The 18108-nt window shown below is 45.6% G+C and carries 18 protein-coding genes; 6 read left to right on the forward strand and 12 right to left on the reverse strand.

Translation table 11 applies throughout. The features are described from left to right. Positions 1–2 precede the first annotated feature (2 nt). From PS053_RS02800 to sad, 6 genes are all read right to left on the reverse strand, one after another. Positions 3–917 carry a bestrophin family protein gene (locus PS053_RS02800; RefSeq protein ID WP_024164792.1) on the reverse strand — a complete coding sequence of 305 codons (915 nt, stop codon included), beginning with the start codon at positions 915–917 and terminating at the stop codon, positions 3–5. A 204-nt stretch (positions 918–1121) separates the two neighbouring features. Beyond that, on the reverse strand, positions 1122–2573 hold the full coding sequence (gene uxaB / locus PS053_RS02805; RefSeq protein WP_256878981.1) for a tagaturonate reductase: 1452 nt from the start codon (positions 2571–2573) through the stop codon (positions 1122–1124). A gap of 246 nt (positions 2574–2819) precedes the next feature. Beyond that, positions 2820–4238, reverse strand: coding sequence for a sensor domain-containing diguanylate cyclase (locus tag PS053_RS02810; RefSeq protein WP_000558269.1), 1419 nt, complete (start codon positions 4236–4238; stop codon positions 2820–2822). 135 nt (positions 4239–4373) lie between these two features. Next, a complete protein-coding gene (locus tag PS053_RS02815) occupies positions 4374–4736 on the reverse strand; it encodes a DUF4186 domain-containing protein (protein ID WP_001257077.1) in 363 nt (120 codons plus the stop codon). After that, positions 4736–5662, reverse strand: coding sequence for a glutaminase B (glsB, locus tag PS053_RS02820; RefSeq protein ID WP_000257427.1), 927 nt, complete (start codon positions 5660–5662; stop codon positions 4736–4738). The genes PS053_RS02815 and glsB overlap by 1 nt, the downstream gene beginning before the upstream one ends. Positions 5663–5725: 63 nt before the next feature. Continuing rightward, entirely contained in the window at positions 5726–7114 is a 1389-nt protein-coding gene (gene sad, locus PS053_RS02825; RefSeq protein ID WP_059259336.1) for a succinate-semialdehyde dehydrogenase, read from the reverse strand. Positions 7115–7214: 100 nt separating this feature from the next. Between sad and ptrR the strand changes: the two genes are divergently transcribed. The 3 genes from ptrR to ydeA all read left to right on the forward strand — a co-directional run bounded on the left by ptrR (position 7215) and on the right by ydeA (position 10639). Further along, positions 7215–8096 carry a putrescine utilization regulator PtrR gene (ptrR, locus tag PS053_RS02830; protein ID WP_000366483.1) on the forward strand — a complete coding sequence of 294 codons (882 nt, stop codon included), beginning with the start codon at positions 7215–7217 and terminating at the stop codon, positions 8094–8096. Positions 8097–8174: 78 nt separating this feature from the next. Continuing rightward, positions 8175–9290 (forward strand): putative protein YneK, encoded by a 1116-nt coding sequence (gene yneK, locus PS053_RS02835; RefSeq protein WP_256878988.1) that lies wholly within the window; start codon positions 8175–8177, stop codon positions 9288–9290. A 158-nt stretch (positions 9291–9448) separates the two neighbouring features. Further along, a complete protein-coding gene (gene ydeA, locus PS053_RS02840; RefSeq protein WP_059218795.1) occupies positions 9449–10639 on the forward strand; it encodes an L-arabinose MFS transporter in 1191 nt (396 codons plus the stop codon). 24 nt (positions 10640–10663) lie between these two features. On the opposite strand, the gene marC is transcribed toward ydeA, so the two are convergent. Beyond that, on the reverse strand, positions 10664–11329 hold the full coding sequence (gene marC / locus PS053_RS02845; protein WP_000885021.1) for an NAAT family transporter MarC: 666 nt from the start codon (positions 11327–11329) through the stop codon (positions 10664–10666). Between the two features lie 211 nt (positions 11330–11540). Between marC and marR the strand changes: the two genes are divergently transcribed. The 3 genes from marR to marB are packed head-to-tail and all read left to right on the forward strand — an operon-like array spanning position 11541 to position 12628. Next, on the forward strand, positions 11541–11975 hold the full coding sequence (gene marR / locus PS053_RS02850) for a multiple antibiotic resistance transcriptional regulator MarR (protein WP_000799374.1): 435 nt from the start codon (positions 11541–11543) through the stop codon (positions 11973–11975). Positions 11976–11995: 20 nt separating this feature from the next. Then, on the forward strand, positions 11996–12379 hold the full coding sequence (gene marA, locus PS053_RS02855) for an MDR efflux pump AcrAB transcriptional activator MarA (RefSeq protein ID WP_000091205.1): 384 nt from the start codon (positions 11996–11998) through the stop codon (positions 12377–12379). Between the two features lie 30 nt (positions 12380–12409). Further along, positions 12410–12628, forward strand: coding sequence for a multiple antibiotic resistance protein MarB (gene marB, locus PS053_RS02860; protein WP_059227422.1), 219 nt, complete (start codon positions 12410–12412; stop codon positions 12626–12628). 57 nt (positions 12629–12685) lie between these two features. Here marB and PS053_RS02865 read toward each other — a convergent pair whose 3' ends face one another. The 5 genes from PS053_RS02865 to PS053_RS02885 form a co-directional block, all read right to left on the reverse strand. Next, the gene (locus tag PS053_RS02865) at positions 12686–14125 is read right to left on the reverse strand and encodes a 6-phospho-beta-glucosidase (protein ID WP_059225580.1); all 1440 of its coding nucleotides are present in this window, start codon (positions 14123–14125) and stop codon (positions 12686–12688) included. A 23-nt stretch (positions 14126–14148) separates the two neighbouring features. Beyond that, positions 14149–15822: a carbohydrate porin gene (locus PS053_RS02870; protein ID WP_059215954.1), complete on the reverse strand. Its 1674-nt coding sequence runs from the start codon at positions 15820–15822 to the stop codon at positions 14149–14151. 59 nt (positions 15823–15881) lie between these two features. After that, entirely contained in the window at positions 15882–16193 is a 312-nt protein-coding gene (locus tag PS053_RS02875) for a PTS lactose/cellobiose transporter subunit IIA (RefSeq protein ID WP_000457096.1), read from the reverse strand. A gap of 27 nt (positions 16194–16220) precedes the next feature. Continuing rightward, positions 16221–17543: a PTS sugar transporter subunit IIC gene (locus PS053_RS02880; protein WP_000523807.1), complete on the reverse strand. Its 1323-nt coding sequence runs from the start codon at positions 17541–17543 to the stop codon at positions 16221–16223. Between the two features lie 116 nt (positions 17544–17659). After that, positions 17660–17971 carry a PTS sugar transporter subunit IIB gene (locus PS053_RS02885; RefSeq protein WP_000789850.1) on the reverse strand — a complete coding sequence of 104 codons (312 nt, stop codon included), beginning with the start codon at positions 17969–17971 and terminating at the stop codon, positions 17660–17662. Positions 17972–18108: the final 137 nt, after the last annotated feature.

Below are 18108 nucleotides of genomic sequence, written 5' to 3' on the forward strand. Positions count from 1 at the left end.
AGTTACGTCAGTTGATAATGGCGATCAGGGAGAATCTTTGGAGGAATCGCCGTTTCATCGTTCATCTGTAACAGGTCTATTTCGATGGCGTTACAGATAGCATCAAGCGGTAAGTCATTGTTTTCTATTCCGAACGGATCTTCCAGTTCCTCCGCCAGACAATCCAACGAAATGAACGTGTAGGAAATCAACACAGAGATAAAAGGCGTCATATAATGCAAGTCCACTACTAAAGCGAACGGTAGCATTATGCAAAACAGATAAACTGTGCGATGCAAAATCAGAGTATAAGCGAATGGAATTGGCGTGTGTGCAATACGTTCACACCCTGCCAGCACTGAAGATATATCATTAAGCCGATCGTTGAGACTAATAAAAAGGATGTCGGAAAGTACTCCGTTTCGGCGTTGAATGGCTAACCATTCCCCCATTATCAACAAAATACGGTTGGCCGGAGAGTTAGACTTAAGCACGCGCTGAAGGGAGTCAGCCTTAAGGTATTTGGCCAACACTTCTGCCTGCGGTTGTTTACGTAATGTCATACGTAAACAGTGAGCAAAAGCAATTTGCAATCTAGTGAACTCTCTTACGCTTACTGTGTCTGGCAATGTCGTTTTTACTTCACGCAACAATGACCGTGAAGCAATCATCAGTTGTCCCCAAAGTTGCCGCGCTTCGACATAACGTGCATACCCCGCGTTGTTACGAAAACCGAGAAAGATTGCAATGGCGACACCGATAATACTGAACGGCGCAAGAGTAAATTTGATCCCCAGATGCGTATACCAGGGCAGTATAATTAGAACGGCGATAGAAAAGAGAAAGTTTAGTAGCAAGCGTGAAAATATCTTGGATAATACGGAACCGTGCCAGACAAAAATACGACGCAGCCAATGCTGTTGTGGACGAACAATCATGGTTATCTTCAAACATGGAACTTTCGCTCTATTAAACGTGATCACGATCACATTCTCAAGGTGTTTACCCACAAATTTCCTGTAAGGCAGCAGCGGCTACAGGAGTTACATGCATCTCCCGTTTAATATTAAGCTCATAGTATGTTGTAACTAATCAGCGTTCATAAAAAACCCGGTCGTAACCGGGTTCAGATAACAAAGCCATTAGCACAGAGGACGAACCGCTTCGCGCATTCCTTTTTCCAGAATGGAATCCAGGTCTCTTGTCACCTGCTCTACCAGCCCCGGCACCTTGGTCAAGTCCTGCTCCCAGTGGCCTTTTTCTGCCAGCACAATGGCAACCAGTTCCTGAGTGCCGATAACACGCTCACGATGCTGGCTCCACAATTGCTGATAACGCTCCAACCAGTGCGCATCATCCTGCACCGGATACGTTTCACCATTACGTTCACCACGATAGAACGCAATCAACGCCGCTAATGCAAAAGTGAGACGGGCCGGAAGTTTGCCATTCACTTTCTGCCCTGCCAGTAGCTGCGGCAGGATACGGGTACGGAACTTGGTCATACCGTTAAGCGCAATAGACAATAACTGATGCTTAATGTATGGATTACGGAAACGCCCTGTCACCGCACTGGCGAAGGATTCCAGCTCTTCACGCGGCAGATCCAGCACCGGGATAATCTCTTCATAGATCGCTTTTTCAACAAATGCGCAAATTTCTGCGTCATTCATCGCCTCGCCTACGGTGTCCAGACCCGCCTGGAATGCCACCGGTACCAATGCAGTATGTGCACCATTGAGGATTGCGACCTTACGTTCTTTGTAAGGTTTAATATCGTCAACAATCAGTACGTTGAGCGGATATTTGTCCAGACGCAGTTCTGTGGCTAATGACTTAGGTCCCTGAATAACAAACAGATAAAAGTGTTCTGCGGTGTCAAGGAAGCCATCGTGATAACCCAGTTCTTCTTCCAGTTTTGTCACTTCGTCACGCGGATACCCTGTAACGATGCGGTCCACCAGCGTAGAACAGAAAGTATTTGCCTGATCCAGCCACTGTATAAATGCTTCCGGCAACGCCCACTCTTGCGCGTAACGCAACACCAGTTCACGCAGTGCGTCGCCGTTATAGTCGATCAGTTCGCACGGAATGATGATCCAACCTTTATCCAGTGCGCCGTTGAAATGGCTGAAGCGTTCAAACAACAGGCGCGTCAGTTTGGCCGGATAGCTTACAGCTGGCGCATCATCAAATTTATCACCTGCGTGGTAGCTGATACCCGCTTCGGTAGTATTGGAAAAGACAAAGCGCATTTCCGGGTTATGCGCCAGTTTCAGGAATTCATCGTATTCACCGTAGACGCTGATTTCACGGTTAACGGAACGAATCAGACGAGCATCACTGACTGCTTCCCCCTTCTCGTTCAGACCACGGATGATGGTGGTGTACAGACCACCCTGAGTGCTAAGTGACGGCGGAAATGACGTATCAATCGGACGAACAACGGCTACGCCAGCGTTCAGATCGGTGTGCTCATTAAGAAGATCAATTTGCCAGTCAACAAAGGCGCGCAGGAAGTTACCTTCACCAAATTGAATAATACGTTCTGGATACTGTGCACCGGGAAAATCGCGACGATTTAGTGTTTTCACAATGGGTTCCCTTCTGATTAGTCATACAACCTGTTTTAATTGGTACGACAGGTTAGCAAACTTTAATACACTGAACCCCTGTTTTGATCAACTCGTGGCGAATAACTAACAGGTTTTGGCGAAAAATGTGCTGTCGGTCAAGGTTCCTCAAGGGTTACACAGCATAACTACAGCTTCACTTCATAATGACAAACCACAAATCGGTAGAACAAATTAGTCGCCATTTCCCCTGAAATAGCAAACTTGTCAGACAACTTCTTCATCATAGCGCATTGTGCTGGTGCGGTTTCGCCCGTCTTTCTTCGAGCGATAAAGACATTCGTCAGCTTCCACCATCAGCTTATTGAAGTCATCTGTTAACGTAAGAAATGAAGCACAACCACTCCCGACGCCAATACTGACCGTAAGATAGAGCGTTTTTTGTTGCCAGTTAAATGGCTGCAGTTCCACACCTTTACGGATTTTCTCCGCCATCAACAGACCATCGACGGGGTTCACCGAAGGCACTGCGACGGCAAACTCTTCCCCGCCCATCCGCGCAACCAGCCCCTTATCGCCGACAATCTTTTGTATATGCTGCGCAAATACACTTAAAACTTTATCGCCACATTCGTGACCATAGTTGTCATTAATATTTTTAAAATAATCAATATCAAGCAGCATGACCGTCAAATGCTGTGTCTGCTGCAATGACGGATTTTTTAACGCCTCATAGAGACCAGACCGCGAATATACCTGCGTCAGAAAATCAAAATCAGCACGCAACGAGACCTGTTTCATCAGCGAATTAATCGCTGCAACACTAAAGGAGACCATAATCGGGCAAATGGCCATCGTGGCAATCCCCAGTCGCGCGGAAAACATTTGTGGAATGGAGAACGGAGAACCCACGGCGATATCAATGACTGAATTGGCCACCAACACAATTTCCACCGCCCCGGTGATAAAGGTCAGCAAACACGTTACCTGCGGCGTATAACGCACCGCGCACCAGATTAACGCAGGCAGTGGAAATGCCAGACTCCCTGCTCCACCAATCACAACAGAGGCGCTAACGGACACAATCAGTGCCATGGCTGGCATTAGCCGCTCAGCTTTAAAGCGCGGCATAACACCGGGAATTGCCAGTGTCAGCATACAAGGAACGATTAGCACCCCTGTAGAAAATTGCTCACTAAACCAGTCGGCAAGCAATGGCCAAAAATCCAGACTATCAATACTTACCGAACCAATCGCTCCAACAATGGCACATAATAAGGCGGCAATCAGACAATAATTAAATAATCGTAAAGCACTTACTGGTTCATATTTATTTTTTCCAAGACGCTTATCTCGTGCCACCAGCAGAGCAACAGTCGCAATAAACATCATATTGGATAAATTGATAACCAGCGAGACCAGCCCCCATTCAGTGGTCATGGCGTCATAAGCCAGCATTGCCACATAACAGATGGCATAGTAATGCAGGCGATTAAGCCAGACATAGCGGGCAAACACCCCTGCCATCACACCATTCAGCGGCCAGAAAAGTGAGAGTTCATGAACCAGGCGTAGCTTTGCGCCGATAAAATAAAACAACGTGGTAAGTACAAAAATAGCAAAGCTATTACGTAACAGATGACCTTCCTTAAACAATCGGAAAGTGGTATTGGGGAGTACATGCATTAATGATCTATCCATACAATTGCGAGCGGCAATTATCTCAACGCAATAAGTAAATTCTCATAAAGGATAGCATGTTCGCTGACAGCGGCGATAATTTAAGAGATCTATCCGATGAGATTTTATCGCATACAGCAATTATTGTGGCTGATTCATCTGAATAACCAGCCAATGATAAATGACCATCACGATATAGCGTTGTTGCTCTTCACTTAACGGTACCCCCTGCGGAATGTTATGCCACTTCGCCAGGCAGCCGCGACAACAGGTTGCAGTGGCATGTTGGGCGATAAACACTGGATGTCCGCGCATGGGTGTTTGCTTACCGTCATTTGTCGGAAACGCCGGGGCAAGACGTTTCGCGACAAAATCTGCCGCATGTTGTTCGATAACCGGTGCGCCCTTCGCCAGACAATACTGACGCTCCTTCACACCAAGACGAAAACGAGAGCGGAATGTCGAACGGGATAACCGGGTGAAGAGTGGATCGAGTGACCGCATTAATAAACCGAGCGCCCTAACTGTTTCGTCAACTGTTCAAGTACAGCAATACCGGCAAGAGAATTTCCCGCATTGTCCAGTTCCGGGCTCCAGACCGCAATCGCCATCTCATGTGGGACAATAGCGACAATACCGCCGCCAACACCGGATTTAGCCGGCAAACCAACGCGCCAGGCAAACTCACCGGCGTTCTGATACATACCACTGGTCGCCATCAGCGCATTAATTTGCCGCGCCTGCATCGGCGTCACCACCGGTTCATCAATATGAAATGCCTTACCCTGATTCGCCAGAAAAACAAACGTCCGCGCCAGCTCCACGCAACTCATTTTCAGTGCGCAGTAGTGAAAATAGTTTTGCAGTACGGTCGTCACATCATGATGGAAATTACCAAAGGACTTCATCAGCCATGCGATCGCCGCATTTCTCGCTGAATGTTCAAACTCAGAACGTGCAACGACGGTATCGTAGGCAATATCTGACACGCCGCTCAAACCGCGTACTACTTCCAGCATACGTTGCCGTGGTGCACTCAATCGTCCTTGTAGCATATCGCAGACCACCAGCGCGCCAGCATTAATAAACGGATTACGCGGAATACCGTGCTCCATTTCCAGTTGCACTAAGGAATTGAACGGAGATCCCGATGGATCTTTGCCGACGCGTTGCCAGATTTCCTCTTCGGAGTAATGACGCATGGCGACAACGAGGCTAAGCACTTTGGAAATAGACTGAATGGAAAAACGTTCTTGCGCGTCTCCGGCTTGAAAAAGTTGCCCGTCAACGGTACAGATAGCAATTCCCAGCCGGGAACCCTCTACCGTTGCCAGCGCCGGAATATAATCCGCGACTTTACCCTGACCAATCAGCGGACGCACTTGCCGCAAAATAGTCTCTAAAATTGCATTATCCATGGCGACTGCCACTCTATGCTCCTTTCCCGCAGGTCTGAAAAGACCTGCGAGTATAACAGAGCTCAATATATGGCGTTAGATCCGGTCTTTCCACACGGTCTGAATATTACAGAACTCATGTAAGCCGAAATGGGAGAGTTCACGCCCAAAACCGCTCTTCTTCACGCCACCAAAGGCGACTCGCGCATCACTGGCGCTAAAACCATTGATAAACACACCGCCGCATTCCAGACGAGCCGCCATCTGTCTGGCTAATGTTTCATTGCGTGTAAAAAGGGTTGCCGACAAGCCGAACTCGCTGTCATTAGCCAGTTCCAGTGCATGTTTCGCATCTTTCGCAATCGTAATCGCTGCGACCGGTCCAAACAGCTCTTCACGAAACGCGGTCATTTCCGGCGTTACGTCTGCCAGTACTGTAGCCGGATAGTAATTCCCTGCCCCTGCGACTTTTTCCCCGCCCAGCAACAAACGTGCCCCCTGCGCCAGCGTTCTTTCCACCTGATGATGCAGTTCATCACGCAAATCAAAACGTGCCATTGGGCCGAGATCGTTCTCTTCGTTAAGCGGATCGCCCATTTTTAGCGCTGCAGCCGCTGCAACAAATCGTTCAGTGAATACTGGGGCAATCCTTTCTTCGATAATAAAGCGTTTCGCCGCTGCGCAAACCTGTCCGGTATTCTGATAACGCCCGGCGACCGCGGCTTTCACAGCCAGATCCAGATCGGCATCGTTAAGCACAATAAACGGATCGGAACCGCCCAGTTCCAACACGCATTTTTTCAGCGCCGCCCCTGCCTGCGCACCAATAGCCGCTCCCGCGCGTACACTTCCGGTAACCGTTACCGCAGCAATGCGCGGGTCTTTAATCATCTGACTGACACCATCGTTGTCAGCATTTAACCAGCCATATACGCCTTGCGGAATACCTGCATCTTTAAAGACCTGCGCAATTAATTGCGCACAGCCCATCACACTCGGGGCATGTTTCAGTAGATAACCGTTGCCTGCCAGAATAATAGGGATAGCGCCGCGCATAACCTGCCATAGCGGAAAGTTCCACGGCATAATCGCCAGAATCGTCCCCATCGGTCGATATTCAATAACCGCCTGTTGATTCTCCACCAGCGTAGGTTCGGTCTTCAGCATGACCGGCCCATGCTCCGCATACCACTCGCACAAGTTAGCGGATTTCGTCACTTCAGCACGCGCCTGTTTGATGGGCTTACCCATTTCACGGGTGATCATTTGCGCCATTTCTTCGCCACGGGCGCGCAGCGCCTTGCCAATATCGCGCAGTTTTTCCGCACGGTAAGCGACACTCGTTTCGCGCCAGTGGCAAAAGTCCGCCGCAGCCAATTCAAGCGCATGTTCAATTTCATGAGTACCAGCCCAGGGAAGCACAGAAAGTCGTTCGCCATTGGCGGGATTGATCGAAATGGCATGAGTCGCCGGAGTGATGGACATCAGGATATCTCCATTGTGAGTGATATCTCCAGGATACGCAGATTTACTCCTTCGTAAAAATGAATAATATTAAGTCACTTATTCACAAATCGAGAATACCATGGACCTGACCCAGTTAGAGATGTTTAACGCCGTTGCCGAGGCTGGCAGCATTACTCAGGCTGCGGCAAAAGTGCATCGCGTACCGTCGAACCTCACAACCCGAATTCGCCAGCTGGAAACGGAGCTTGGAGTGGCGTTGTTTATTCGGGAAAATCAACGTTTACGTCTCTCTCCTGCCGGACATAACTTTTTACGCTACAGCCAACAAATTCTGGCGCTGGTAGATGAAGCGCGCAGCGTCGTCGCTGGCGATGAGCCGCAAGGTTTGTTTTCTCTCGGTTCACTGGAAAGTACTGCTGCGGTACGAATTCCGGCAACGCTGGCGGAATTTAATCGTCGCTATCCCAAAATTCAGTTTTCTCTCTCCACTGGCCCTTCCGGTACTATGCTGGACGGTGTACTGGAGGGAAAACTGAATGCCGCATTTATTGATGGCCCAATTAGTCATCCAGTCATTGACGGAATCCCGGTTTATCAGGAAGAACTGATGATTGTCACGCCACAGGGGCATTCCCCCGTTACTCGCGCCAGTCTGGTCGATGGCTGTAACATTTATGCTTTTCGGGCTAACTGTTCGTATCGACGTCATTTTGAGAGCTGGTTTCATGCTGACGGCGCAGCACCGGGAACAATCCATGAAATGGAGTCATACCACGGTATGCTGGCCTGTGTGATTGCCGGTGCAGGAATTGCGCTTATCCCCCGTTCCATGCTGGAAAGTATGCCCGGGCATCACCAGGTTGATGCGTGGCCTCTGGGTGAACCATGGCGTTGGTTAACAACATGGCTGGTCTGGCGACGTGGGGCGAAGACACGCCCGCTTGAGGCGTTTATTGAATTGTTGGGTATGTCTGAGTCGACAAAACGTCACGATCAATGAGCTATTTTTGATAGTTCATGTATCTCCTTTGCTCTATATAGTGATGCTCCGATGACTTTTGCATTACATGGGGCAAAAATGATCAGACCAGTCAGTGTCAGTAATTACATATCTATTTCTAACGATTTCCCCGTTAATTATATCCCACCGCAAATAAAAGACGTTTTAAAGAGTTTTATCGATGCACTTTCCATAATAATTTGTGATGAAGAATGGCGAACATCACTAAGAGTCAACTCAATTACAAAGAATATATTTGATAACCTGGATAATTTATCATATACCCAACAAGCATTATCCCAGGATAACGATAGCTTATATAATGAAAGCGTTCAGTTTAGATTAAAGTATCCCATTAAGACTGGAAAAAATAAAGAGTTCATGGAATTTTTGGTGGTAATAAATTTAAGTCCTGTCCATTTAGATAGTTTTCGCCACAATGGAGAAATTAATATATTTTGTCCACCTGATACAAAAACAGCCATTACAGGCTGTAGATTTCAGGCTGGGATCGAGCGGGTTCTCTTCTTGTTTCTGAATGATTTTATTGAACAATTTCCAATGATTAGTATCGGGATCCCCATCAAAAGGGCTCATACGCCACATATTGAACCACTGGCCCCGGATCACCATGCGGCTGCAGATTACTTACGCCAGTTTGATTTACTCGTCATGAACTTTATCTCCCGAGGTAACTTTGTTATATTTCCCGGTTTGTGGAATAAATCCGAGATCTCCAGGTGGTTTGCAAATACGCCTCCTAATTTAATCACCACTATTCTCAATATAACTGATGACGAATTAAAACACGACTTACTGCAAAGTTTGATGGATTCACTTTGTCATAATAAACATATATTACCTGAAGTTTGCATCTGTTTTTTATCTCTTTTAGCAGACAGCAAATCGCCTCATTTTCAGGAGTTATTTCTATTTTTTTCAACCATTTTTTTGAATTATCAACAATGTATGAATCCTAATGAAAATGATCTGAATGACGTGCTGATACCTGCATCATTAAATGAAAATAGAACTATTCGCCACCTGGCGAAAAAAATGCTTAAACTTATTACTAAAAAAAACATTCAACCTAAAGTTATTGGCGAAGACTTCGCCATTACAAGGCCACGTTCCCCAGTATCTCCCACCACGCCATCAATGGCCAAAACCCCCGTTCTTTCTGAACGTCATTAAATCTGATGTCTGCCAACGGGCTAACTCTCTGACGAGTGATATAACCACCGTCAGAGAAACGACAAAACGAGATCCAGATCACAAAAACATTGTACTCATCTCATTAACCGTTCTAAGATCATTCAATTACCTTTTCGCAACGAATCCAATAATCTGTTATGACAACAAACGCTGTTTCCCGCAAAGTGGCGTGGCTACGGGTAGTTACGCTGGCTGTGGCTGCCTTTATCTTCAATACCACTGAATTTGTTCCCGTTGGCCTGCTTTCTGACATCGCGCAAAGCTTCCATATGCAAACCGCTCAGGTCGGTATCATGCTGACTATCTATGCCTGGGTTGTGGCGCTTATGTCGCTCCCTTTTATGCTTCTGACCAGTCAAATGGAACGCCGCAATCTGTTGATTTGCCTGTTTGTGGTCTTTATCGCCAGTCATGTTCTGTCATTCTTGTCGTGGAACTTTACCGTTCTGGTTATCAGCCGAATCGGCGTAGCTTTCGCACATGCAATATTTTGGTCGATTACCGCATCTCTGGCGATCCGCATGGCGCCAGCGGGTAAACGAGCGCAGGCATTAAGCCTTATCGCCACCGGCACAGCTCTGGCAATGGTATTAGGTTTACCCATCGGACGTATCGTAGGGCAGTATTTCGGCTGGCGAACAACCTTCTTCGCAATTGGTATTGGGGCACTTATCACTCTGCTATGCCTCATAAAATTACTGCCCTTGCTTCCCAGCGAACATTCAGGATCGCTGAAAAGCTTACCGCAATTGTTCCGCCGTCCGGCATTGATGAGTATTTATCTGTTAACCGTGGTAGTGGTCACCGCCCATTACACGGCCTATAGCTATATCGAACCTTTCGTACAAAACATAGCCGGATTCAGCGCCAACTTTGCCACAGTATTACTGTTATTGTTGGGTGGCGCAGGCATTATTGGGAGCGTGATTTTCGGCAAACTGGGTAATCAATACGCTTCCCCACTGGTCAGCGCTGCAATTGCGCTACTGCTGATATGTTTGCTGTTGCTGCTACCTGCGGCGAACAGTGAATTACACCTTGGCGCTCTGAGTATCTTTTGGGGCATCGGAATGATGGTTATCGGGCTGGGTATGCAGGTGAAAGTGCTGGCACTAGCCCCGGATGCCACCGATGTGGCTATGGCGCTGTTTTCAGGGATTTTTAATATTGGCATTGGCGCTGGGGCGCTGGTGGGTAATCAGGTCAGTTTGCACGGGTCAATGTCGATGATTGGTTATGTCGGGGCGATACCTGCTCTCGCCGCATTAATATGGTCAATCATCATATTTCGCCGCTGGCCAGTCACTCTGGAAGAACAGACACAATAGTTTAAAGGCCCAAACGGGCCTTTTTTAATGGTAGGTTTTAATAATTTCCAGAATGCCGTTGATAATAAACTGCACGCCCATACAAACCAGAAGGAATCCCATCAGGCGGGAAATGGCTTCTATCCCCCCTTTCCCAACCAGCCGCATAATCGCACCAGAACTGCGCAAGCTGCCCCACAAAATGACAGCAACCAGAAAAAAGATCAGCGGTGGCGCCACCAGCAGAACCCAGTCAGCGAAAGTGGAACTCTGGCGTACAGTGGATGCCGAACTGATGATCATCGCGATAGTCCCAGGCCCCGCAGTACTCGGCATTGCCAAAGGAACAAAAGCGATATTCGCGCTGGGTTCATCCTCCAGCTCTTCTGATTTGCTTTTTGCCTCGGGAGAATCAGTCGCTTTATGCTGCGGAAAGAGCATGCGAAAACCAATAAACGCAACAATTAAACCGCCGGCAATACGTAGACCGGGAATCGAAATTCCGAATGTATCCATTACCAACTGCCCGGCGTAATAAGCGACCATCATAATGGCAAAGACATACACCGAAGCCATCAATGACTGACGGTTACGCTCAGCGCTATTCATATTGCCTGCCAGACCGAGAAACAGTGCTACGGTCGTCAGCGGGTTAGCTAACGGCAGTAACACCACCAGCCCCAGGCCAATTGCTTTAAACAAATCCAACATTGGTGGTAGTTATCCTGTGTGTCTGCGTAATCAGCGAAAAGTATAAAGGGTAATCAAGGTGAAAGTTGCACTCTTTAACTAACCTTGCCCTCCACTGACCAAAACTTGAACCGATTTAGCAAATCGTGGCATCTATCAATCCATTCGTTTGACTTATATTTGCCTGGGCAATATTATCCCGTGCAACTAATTACTTGCCAGGGCAACCATTGTGAAAAATACCAGTGACCTGTTCAATGAAATCATCCCATTGGGTCGCTTAATCCACATGGTTAATCAGAAGAAAGATCGTCTGCTTAACGATTATCTGTCACCGCTGGATATCACTGCAGCACAGTTTAAGGTGCTCTGCTCTATTCGCTGTGCTGCGTGTATTACCCCGGTAGAACTGAAAAAAGTGCTTTCGGTGGACCTTGGCGCGCTGACACGCATGTTGGATCGCCTCGTCTGTAAAGGCTGGGTCGAACGGATGCCTAACCCAAATGACAAGCGCGGCGTATTGGTGAAACTCACCACCAGCGGCGCAGCAATATGTGAACAATGCCATCAACTGGTTGGCCAGGACCTGCATCACGAATTAACAAAAAACCTGACGGCGGACGAAGTGACAACGCTTGAGCATTTGCTTAAGAAAATCCTGCCGTAAACAAAAAAAGAGGTATGACGATGTCCAGACGCAACACTGACGCTATGACTATTCATAGTATTTTGGACTGGATCGAAGATAACCTGGAATCGCCACTGTCACTGGAAAAAGTGTCAGAACGTTCCGGTTACTCCAAATGGCACCTGCAACGGATGTTTAAAAAAGAGACCGGTCATTCATTAGGTCAATATATTCGCAGCCGTAAGATGACGGAAATCGCGCAAAAGCTGAAAGAGAGCAACGAACCGATTCTCTATCTGGCAGAACGTTATGGTTTTGAGTCACAGCAAACGCTGACCCGTACCTTTAAAAACTATTTTGATGTTCCGCCACATAAATTCCGAAGCTCTAACATGCAAGGTGAGTCGCGTTATTTGCATCCGCTGAACCATTGCAACAGCTAATAAAAATGTGACAACGTCACTGAGGCAATCATGAAACCACTCTTATCTGCAACGTTGACTGCGTTAATTGCCTTTTCTACGCAGAGCTTTGCGGAACAAACCACACAGCCGGTCGTTACGCCCTGTGATGATGTGGTGATTGTTCCCCCATCACAGGAACAATCACCATTCGATTTGAACCACATGTCTACGGGCAGTGACAAGTCGGATGCGCTGGGTGTGCCTTATTATAATCAACACACTATGTAGCTATTGTCAGGCTCTTATCACAGAGCCTGACATTTCCTTCAGACCTTTTCCGTTGTATCAAATATTTTCGCCATTGCTGGCGATAAGATCCCGATACCAGTAAAACGAAGCTTTGCGTATCCGTTCCAGTGTTCCCTTCCCTTCATTGTCTTTATCGACATAAATCATTCCGTAGCGTTTTTTCATTTCCCCTGTTCCGGCAGATACAAGATCAATACAGCCCCACGGGGTATATCCAATCAACTCAACGCCATCCTCAGTTACCGCTTTTTTCATTTCCCGAATATGGGAGACAAAATAATCAATGCGATAATGATCGTTAACCGTGCCGTCAGCTTGTCGCTGGTCAACTGCGCCAAACCCATTTTCGACAATAAACATCGGCAACTGGAAGCGCTCCCAAAACCAGTTCAGAGAATAACGTAAACCTGCCGGGTCTATTTGCCATCCCCATTCAGAGGTAGCAATATAAGGATTGCTGACTAAATCCCGCGGCTCCACATAATCAAGCATGACGTTATCTTGTGAAAATTGCGTCACAAATGACATGTAATAGCTAAAGCCGATAAAGTCGACACATCCTTTGGCAAGAATCGCGTTATCTTCTGGTGTGATATCCAGCGTAAAACCTTTTCTGGCAAAGTAATTCAGCACATGTTGCGGATAGTTGCCACGCGCATGAACATCGGTAAACCAGTAGCGCCGATGCATGGCTTTCGTTGCCATCATCATATCATTAGGGGCACACGTCAGTGGATAAATAGGACACATGGCGATCATGCAGCCAATTTTAAATTCGGGATTGATCGATTTTCCAATATCAACAGCGAGTGCACTGGCAACTAACTCATAATGCACCGCCTGATACATGATTTCTTCCCTTGCAGACATCTCTTCGTCAGGAGAATACAAGACTCCAGAGTTAGTAAATGGAGACAGACTTTCACTGAAATTCACTTGATTATTGATTTCATTGAATGTCATCCAGTATTTCACTTTTTCTTTATAACGCATGAAAACGGTCGTTGCAAAACGGATAAAAAAATCAATAAGTTTACGATTTCTCCAGCCGCCATATTCTGTAACCAGATAATAAGGCATCTCAAAGTGCGAAAGCGTCACCACCGGTTGAATCCCGTACTTCAGACACTCATCAAACAGGTCATCATAAAATTGTAAACCCGCTTCGTTGGCTTCTTGCTCATCACCTTGCGGAAAAATGCGTGTCCAGGCAATAGAAGTTCGAAAGCATTTAAAGCCCATCTCAGCGAATAATTTAATATCGTCCTTATAGCGGTGATAAAAATCAATTGCTTCATGGTTAGGATAATTGAGTCCGTCAATAATGCCATCTGTCACTTTTCGCGGAACACCATGTGCTCCTGCCGTCATTACATCGGCGATACTTATACCTTTTCCACCATCATTCCAGCCACCTTCCAGTTGGTGTGCGGCAACGGCGCCACCCCATAAAAAATCATGTTTAAATCCAGACATATCAACTCCTTAACTTAAATAAATTACCACCAGACTTCTGCCTGTATCCCGGCCATAAATTCGTCTTTGCTGTTATCATTAAAATTGAAATTCGACAATTCGTTATCAAGAATATTAATGTATGTACCATAGAAACGAATTTCTGGTCTTGAACCTAAAATACTCTCACCCACTTTTAACGCATGATACAACGTCGTTTTGTAGGCAGATTCGTTTAACGTTACACCCTGTTGGGTTTTGTTTTTTTGTTTAAACCAACCGAGTTCAACACCAGTCTGGTTCCAGGTATTCCAGATCCAGGCAGGACGAATAACTGTACGAATACTGTCGAAATCACTGTGAGCACCACTCTCATAGCTGTAAACATCTTCACCATGAGAGTAGACCAGCGCATTTGCCATAATGATATTATCGGTAAGATACATTTCACCTTGCGAAATTAAACGCCAGGCGATTCCGTCAGTATGATCGCCATAATAATAACGACCATGCGCCATGGTATTACTGGCATCAGAAAAGCTGGCAAAGCTGCTGGCATATGAATTATTAGCAACCTGCAATGTAAACTCATTAAACGTGTCACGTTGCATGTTTTGTCGTAAAATGGAAGTCAACATCCAGCTATCTTTCATCTCAAAATAGCTGTCATCACTTTCATTCGAATTTTGGTCATCCGTCTTATTAGGCGTGGAGTATTTTGCCATTACCGATAATGTTGCATCATCCCATAACGGGATATTACGATAACGAAGATCGACTGAGTTAGTATTCATCTGAGTCGTATGGGTAAAATCACGAGAGTAAACATCAACATCATCGCGACTTAATGACATATCAAAAAGCCCCACGCCAAGCGCCCAATTTTCAATCCCGACACCAGCGGCTACGTCAGTGGTTAATGTCTTCCAGTCTAGCATCTGGATTTCATATTGCGGGAGCTTATGTTTACCGACCCAAAAATCTGCTTCAGGCGCAAAAGGTAAAAAACCACGCGTGGTAAGATAAATATCACTAAACTGCATAATATTTTCATTGTTGCTATCACCAAACCAGGCATCGTTGTATTGTTCTCCGACGTTACCATCATAGGTTACGACAGCATTGGCGGTTTTTCCGTTTTGATTATAGACACGTTGATTTAACGTCAGATCAAACCAACCACTCATTTCGTTACCAAAACGCCCTAACGAACCAGCAGCATATGTTTGCGATGAACCGTGATTACTTGTTCCCCAGCCTGAGCGGAAATATCCTTGATAACTAAAGCCAATATCATCCTTAATGTATTTACTGATATCTTTCAGCGTCACACTTTCAATGGTTGTCTGGTCTCCTTTACTCTCAATAACGGCAACTTGTTGCGATCCATTCACGGCGTTAGCGCCATTAACCTGACTTTGCTCTCCGTTTTCATTTTTAATATTGTCAGCAACTGGAGATTGCTGCGATATTTCAGAAAGTGTAGCAACTTTATATTTGTTTTCAGCAATGCTTTTTTGTAGCGTAGAAAGTCGGGATTTATATTCTCCAAGTTCGTTTTTAGTTTGTTGAAGTTCAGTTTTATTTTGTGATAATTCATTTTCGAGAAGTTCAAGTCTCTGTTCAATCGTTAATTTAGCAGCCAGGGAATTTATTGGAAATAATGCTGCAACAATAGAAACAGACAAAAGACTAACATTAAGCGTCTTCAAATTCATAGCTTATCCTTAAGAGATATTAGATAGTATCCTCCAGCCGTTACGCTGGAGGAAAAAGATCATGCCTGAAGTTCTTTTCTTAACCGGATTATTTCTTTCGCTAAATCCTGACATAACATGGCATTCATTAAATGATCCTGCGCATGTACCAAAATTAAATTGACATGAATTTTACCACTTCCTTCATCCTGACTAATTAAGGCCGTTTGGATCTTGTGTGCTTTAAGACCAGCAGATTCCGAGCTGGCCATAAACTGTGTGACGCCTTCCCAGTTTTTTACCGTTGCACATCGTATCGCTTCCATCGCATCAGAGCGCGCCTGTCCGGCATTAATCAATAACTCCATAACGAGTTCTTCATCAGCAAACATTGAAATCTCCTTATTATGTAATCAGGCTTATGAGTTGTCGGTAATGGTATTGACTTTATTAGCGGCAATGACGAAGGGTAAATAAATCAATGTCGCGACAGCTAAACATAAGAATCCAACCATAAGAGCTAACCAGTTACCTCCAGTACCGAGAAAAGCGATTAATGGTCCCGGCGTAGTCCATGGAACGGCATAAGCTACTGGGGGAATAATTTCCATTGAAACAAAGAAATAACCAATGGTGCAGTTTACAATAGGGACTAAAATAAAAGGCACCATCATGATTGGGTTAAGGACAATCGGAAGTCCGAACATTACCGGTTCATTAATGTTGAAAATACCTGGGATAAACGACATTTTTGCCAAATCGCGATATTCTGCCCGCTTTGATGCAATAAAAATGGCCAGTAGTAATCCCAGTGTCATTCCTGAACCGCCACAGTTGGCGAAAGCATCATTAATTGAAGTCCAGGTAATTGGATACGGCGCTCCCCAGGTTGTACCATGTTGAGCAGCAAAGGAAAGGTTTTCCAGATTGGCTTCCGAAAATACCGTTTCACGAATAGCGGATGTCGTATTAGGCCCATGAATCCCCAATACCCATAAAAAGTTCCCTACAGCCCCCAGAATGATCACGGCAAAAATATTTGTCCCCATGTGTTTTAATGGCGCCTGGATCAATGTGTAGATAAGGTCGTTCAATCCTTTGGGGGAAATCAGCGTCAAACAATAATTAAGCGCAGAAAAAAACACCATCACAAAAAATATCGGCAATAATACTTTAAATGATCGCGCTACCGCAGGCGGCACCGCCGCCGGCATGTTAATGGCTATTTTAGGGTTTCGCGCTAACCGGCAGAATATCTCACTGGTAATCAGCGACACGATAACGGCAACAAACAGCCCTTGTGCACCGAGATATTTGGTTGTCAGAAACGCTTGTCCATCTATCATCTGATAAGGGGTATAGACTATAAAAAATGCGCCAATTGCGGTTAAACCACAGAGTAAATCGTCTTGCTCGTAACTGATTGCTATATTCCTGGCAACCAAAAAAGCAATCATAATCGACATGATGTTTACAGAGCCATTCATCACCGGAGTAAAAATAGCCTGTGCTTTTTCCAGATTCGGGAAAAGGCTGTTCAGGTGTAACAAACTGGCGATAAAACCGTCCGGTGATAAAATTGCAAAATTGATTAAAATAATCAATGAACTTGCCATAATAATAGGAAACGTAAAAACGAATCCATCTCTCACCGCTGCAACATGTTTCTGTGAATTTAACTTGATGGCGACTGGAACAAGAAAACGTTCCATTCCACGTTCGAATGAAGCCATTAATCCCATTTTTAATACCTGCTATTTTAAATGATATCGACATTCGAAGAATTTCGGAATGTATGTAATCATTTTCTGATGTGTGAAAAGTAAGTTCAGGTAATAATTTTAATGCTGCAGCAACGTTACTCTTGCAACAGTTTCATCGCTAATTCAAAAACGGCCTGCCCGTTCATCGTGCCATAATCTTTCATGTCGATAACAGCTATCGGTATTTTCCCCTGCGAAACGGCATCAAGCTCTGTTTTCTGAAACCGGACTTGTGGCCCGAGCAATACAATATCCACTTCGTTATTCTTTATTTTCCCTTTTGCTTCAGCAATTGCCAGTGCCGTAATATTAACGTCAAATGAAATAGCGTTCGCATGTTCAATCATACGCTTGACCAGCATACTGGTTGACATCCCCCCGGCGCATACTAACAAAATATTTTTCATATTCTTCCTTAATGGTATATAACAGGTTAAATTTCATAAATATCATATCCTGCGCTAAACACGCGTCCCGGTACATTGATCACAGTAATACAGCAAGAAAGTTGTTCAACTTCACGGAGATAATTAAACAACTCTGT

It is taken from the genome of Escherichia albertii, from assembly GCF_028622335.1.
GTDB lineage: Bacteria > Pseudomonadota > Gammaproteobacteria > Enterobacterales > Enterobacteriaceae > Escherichia > Escherichia albertii.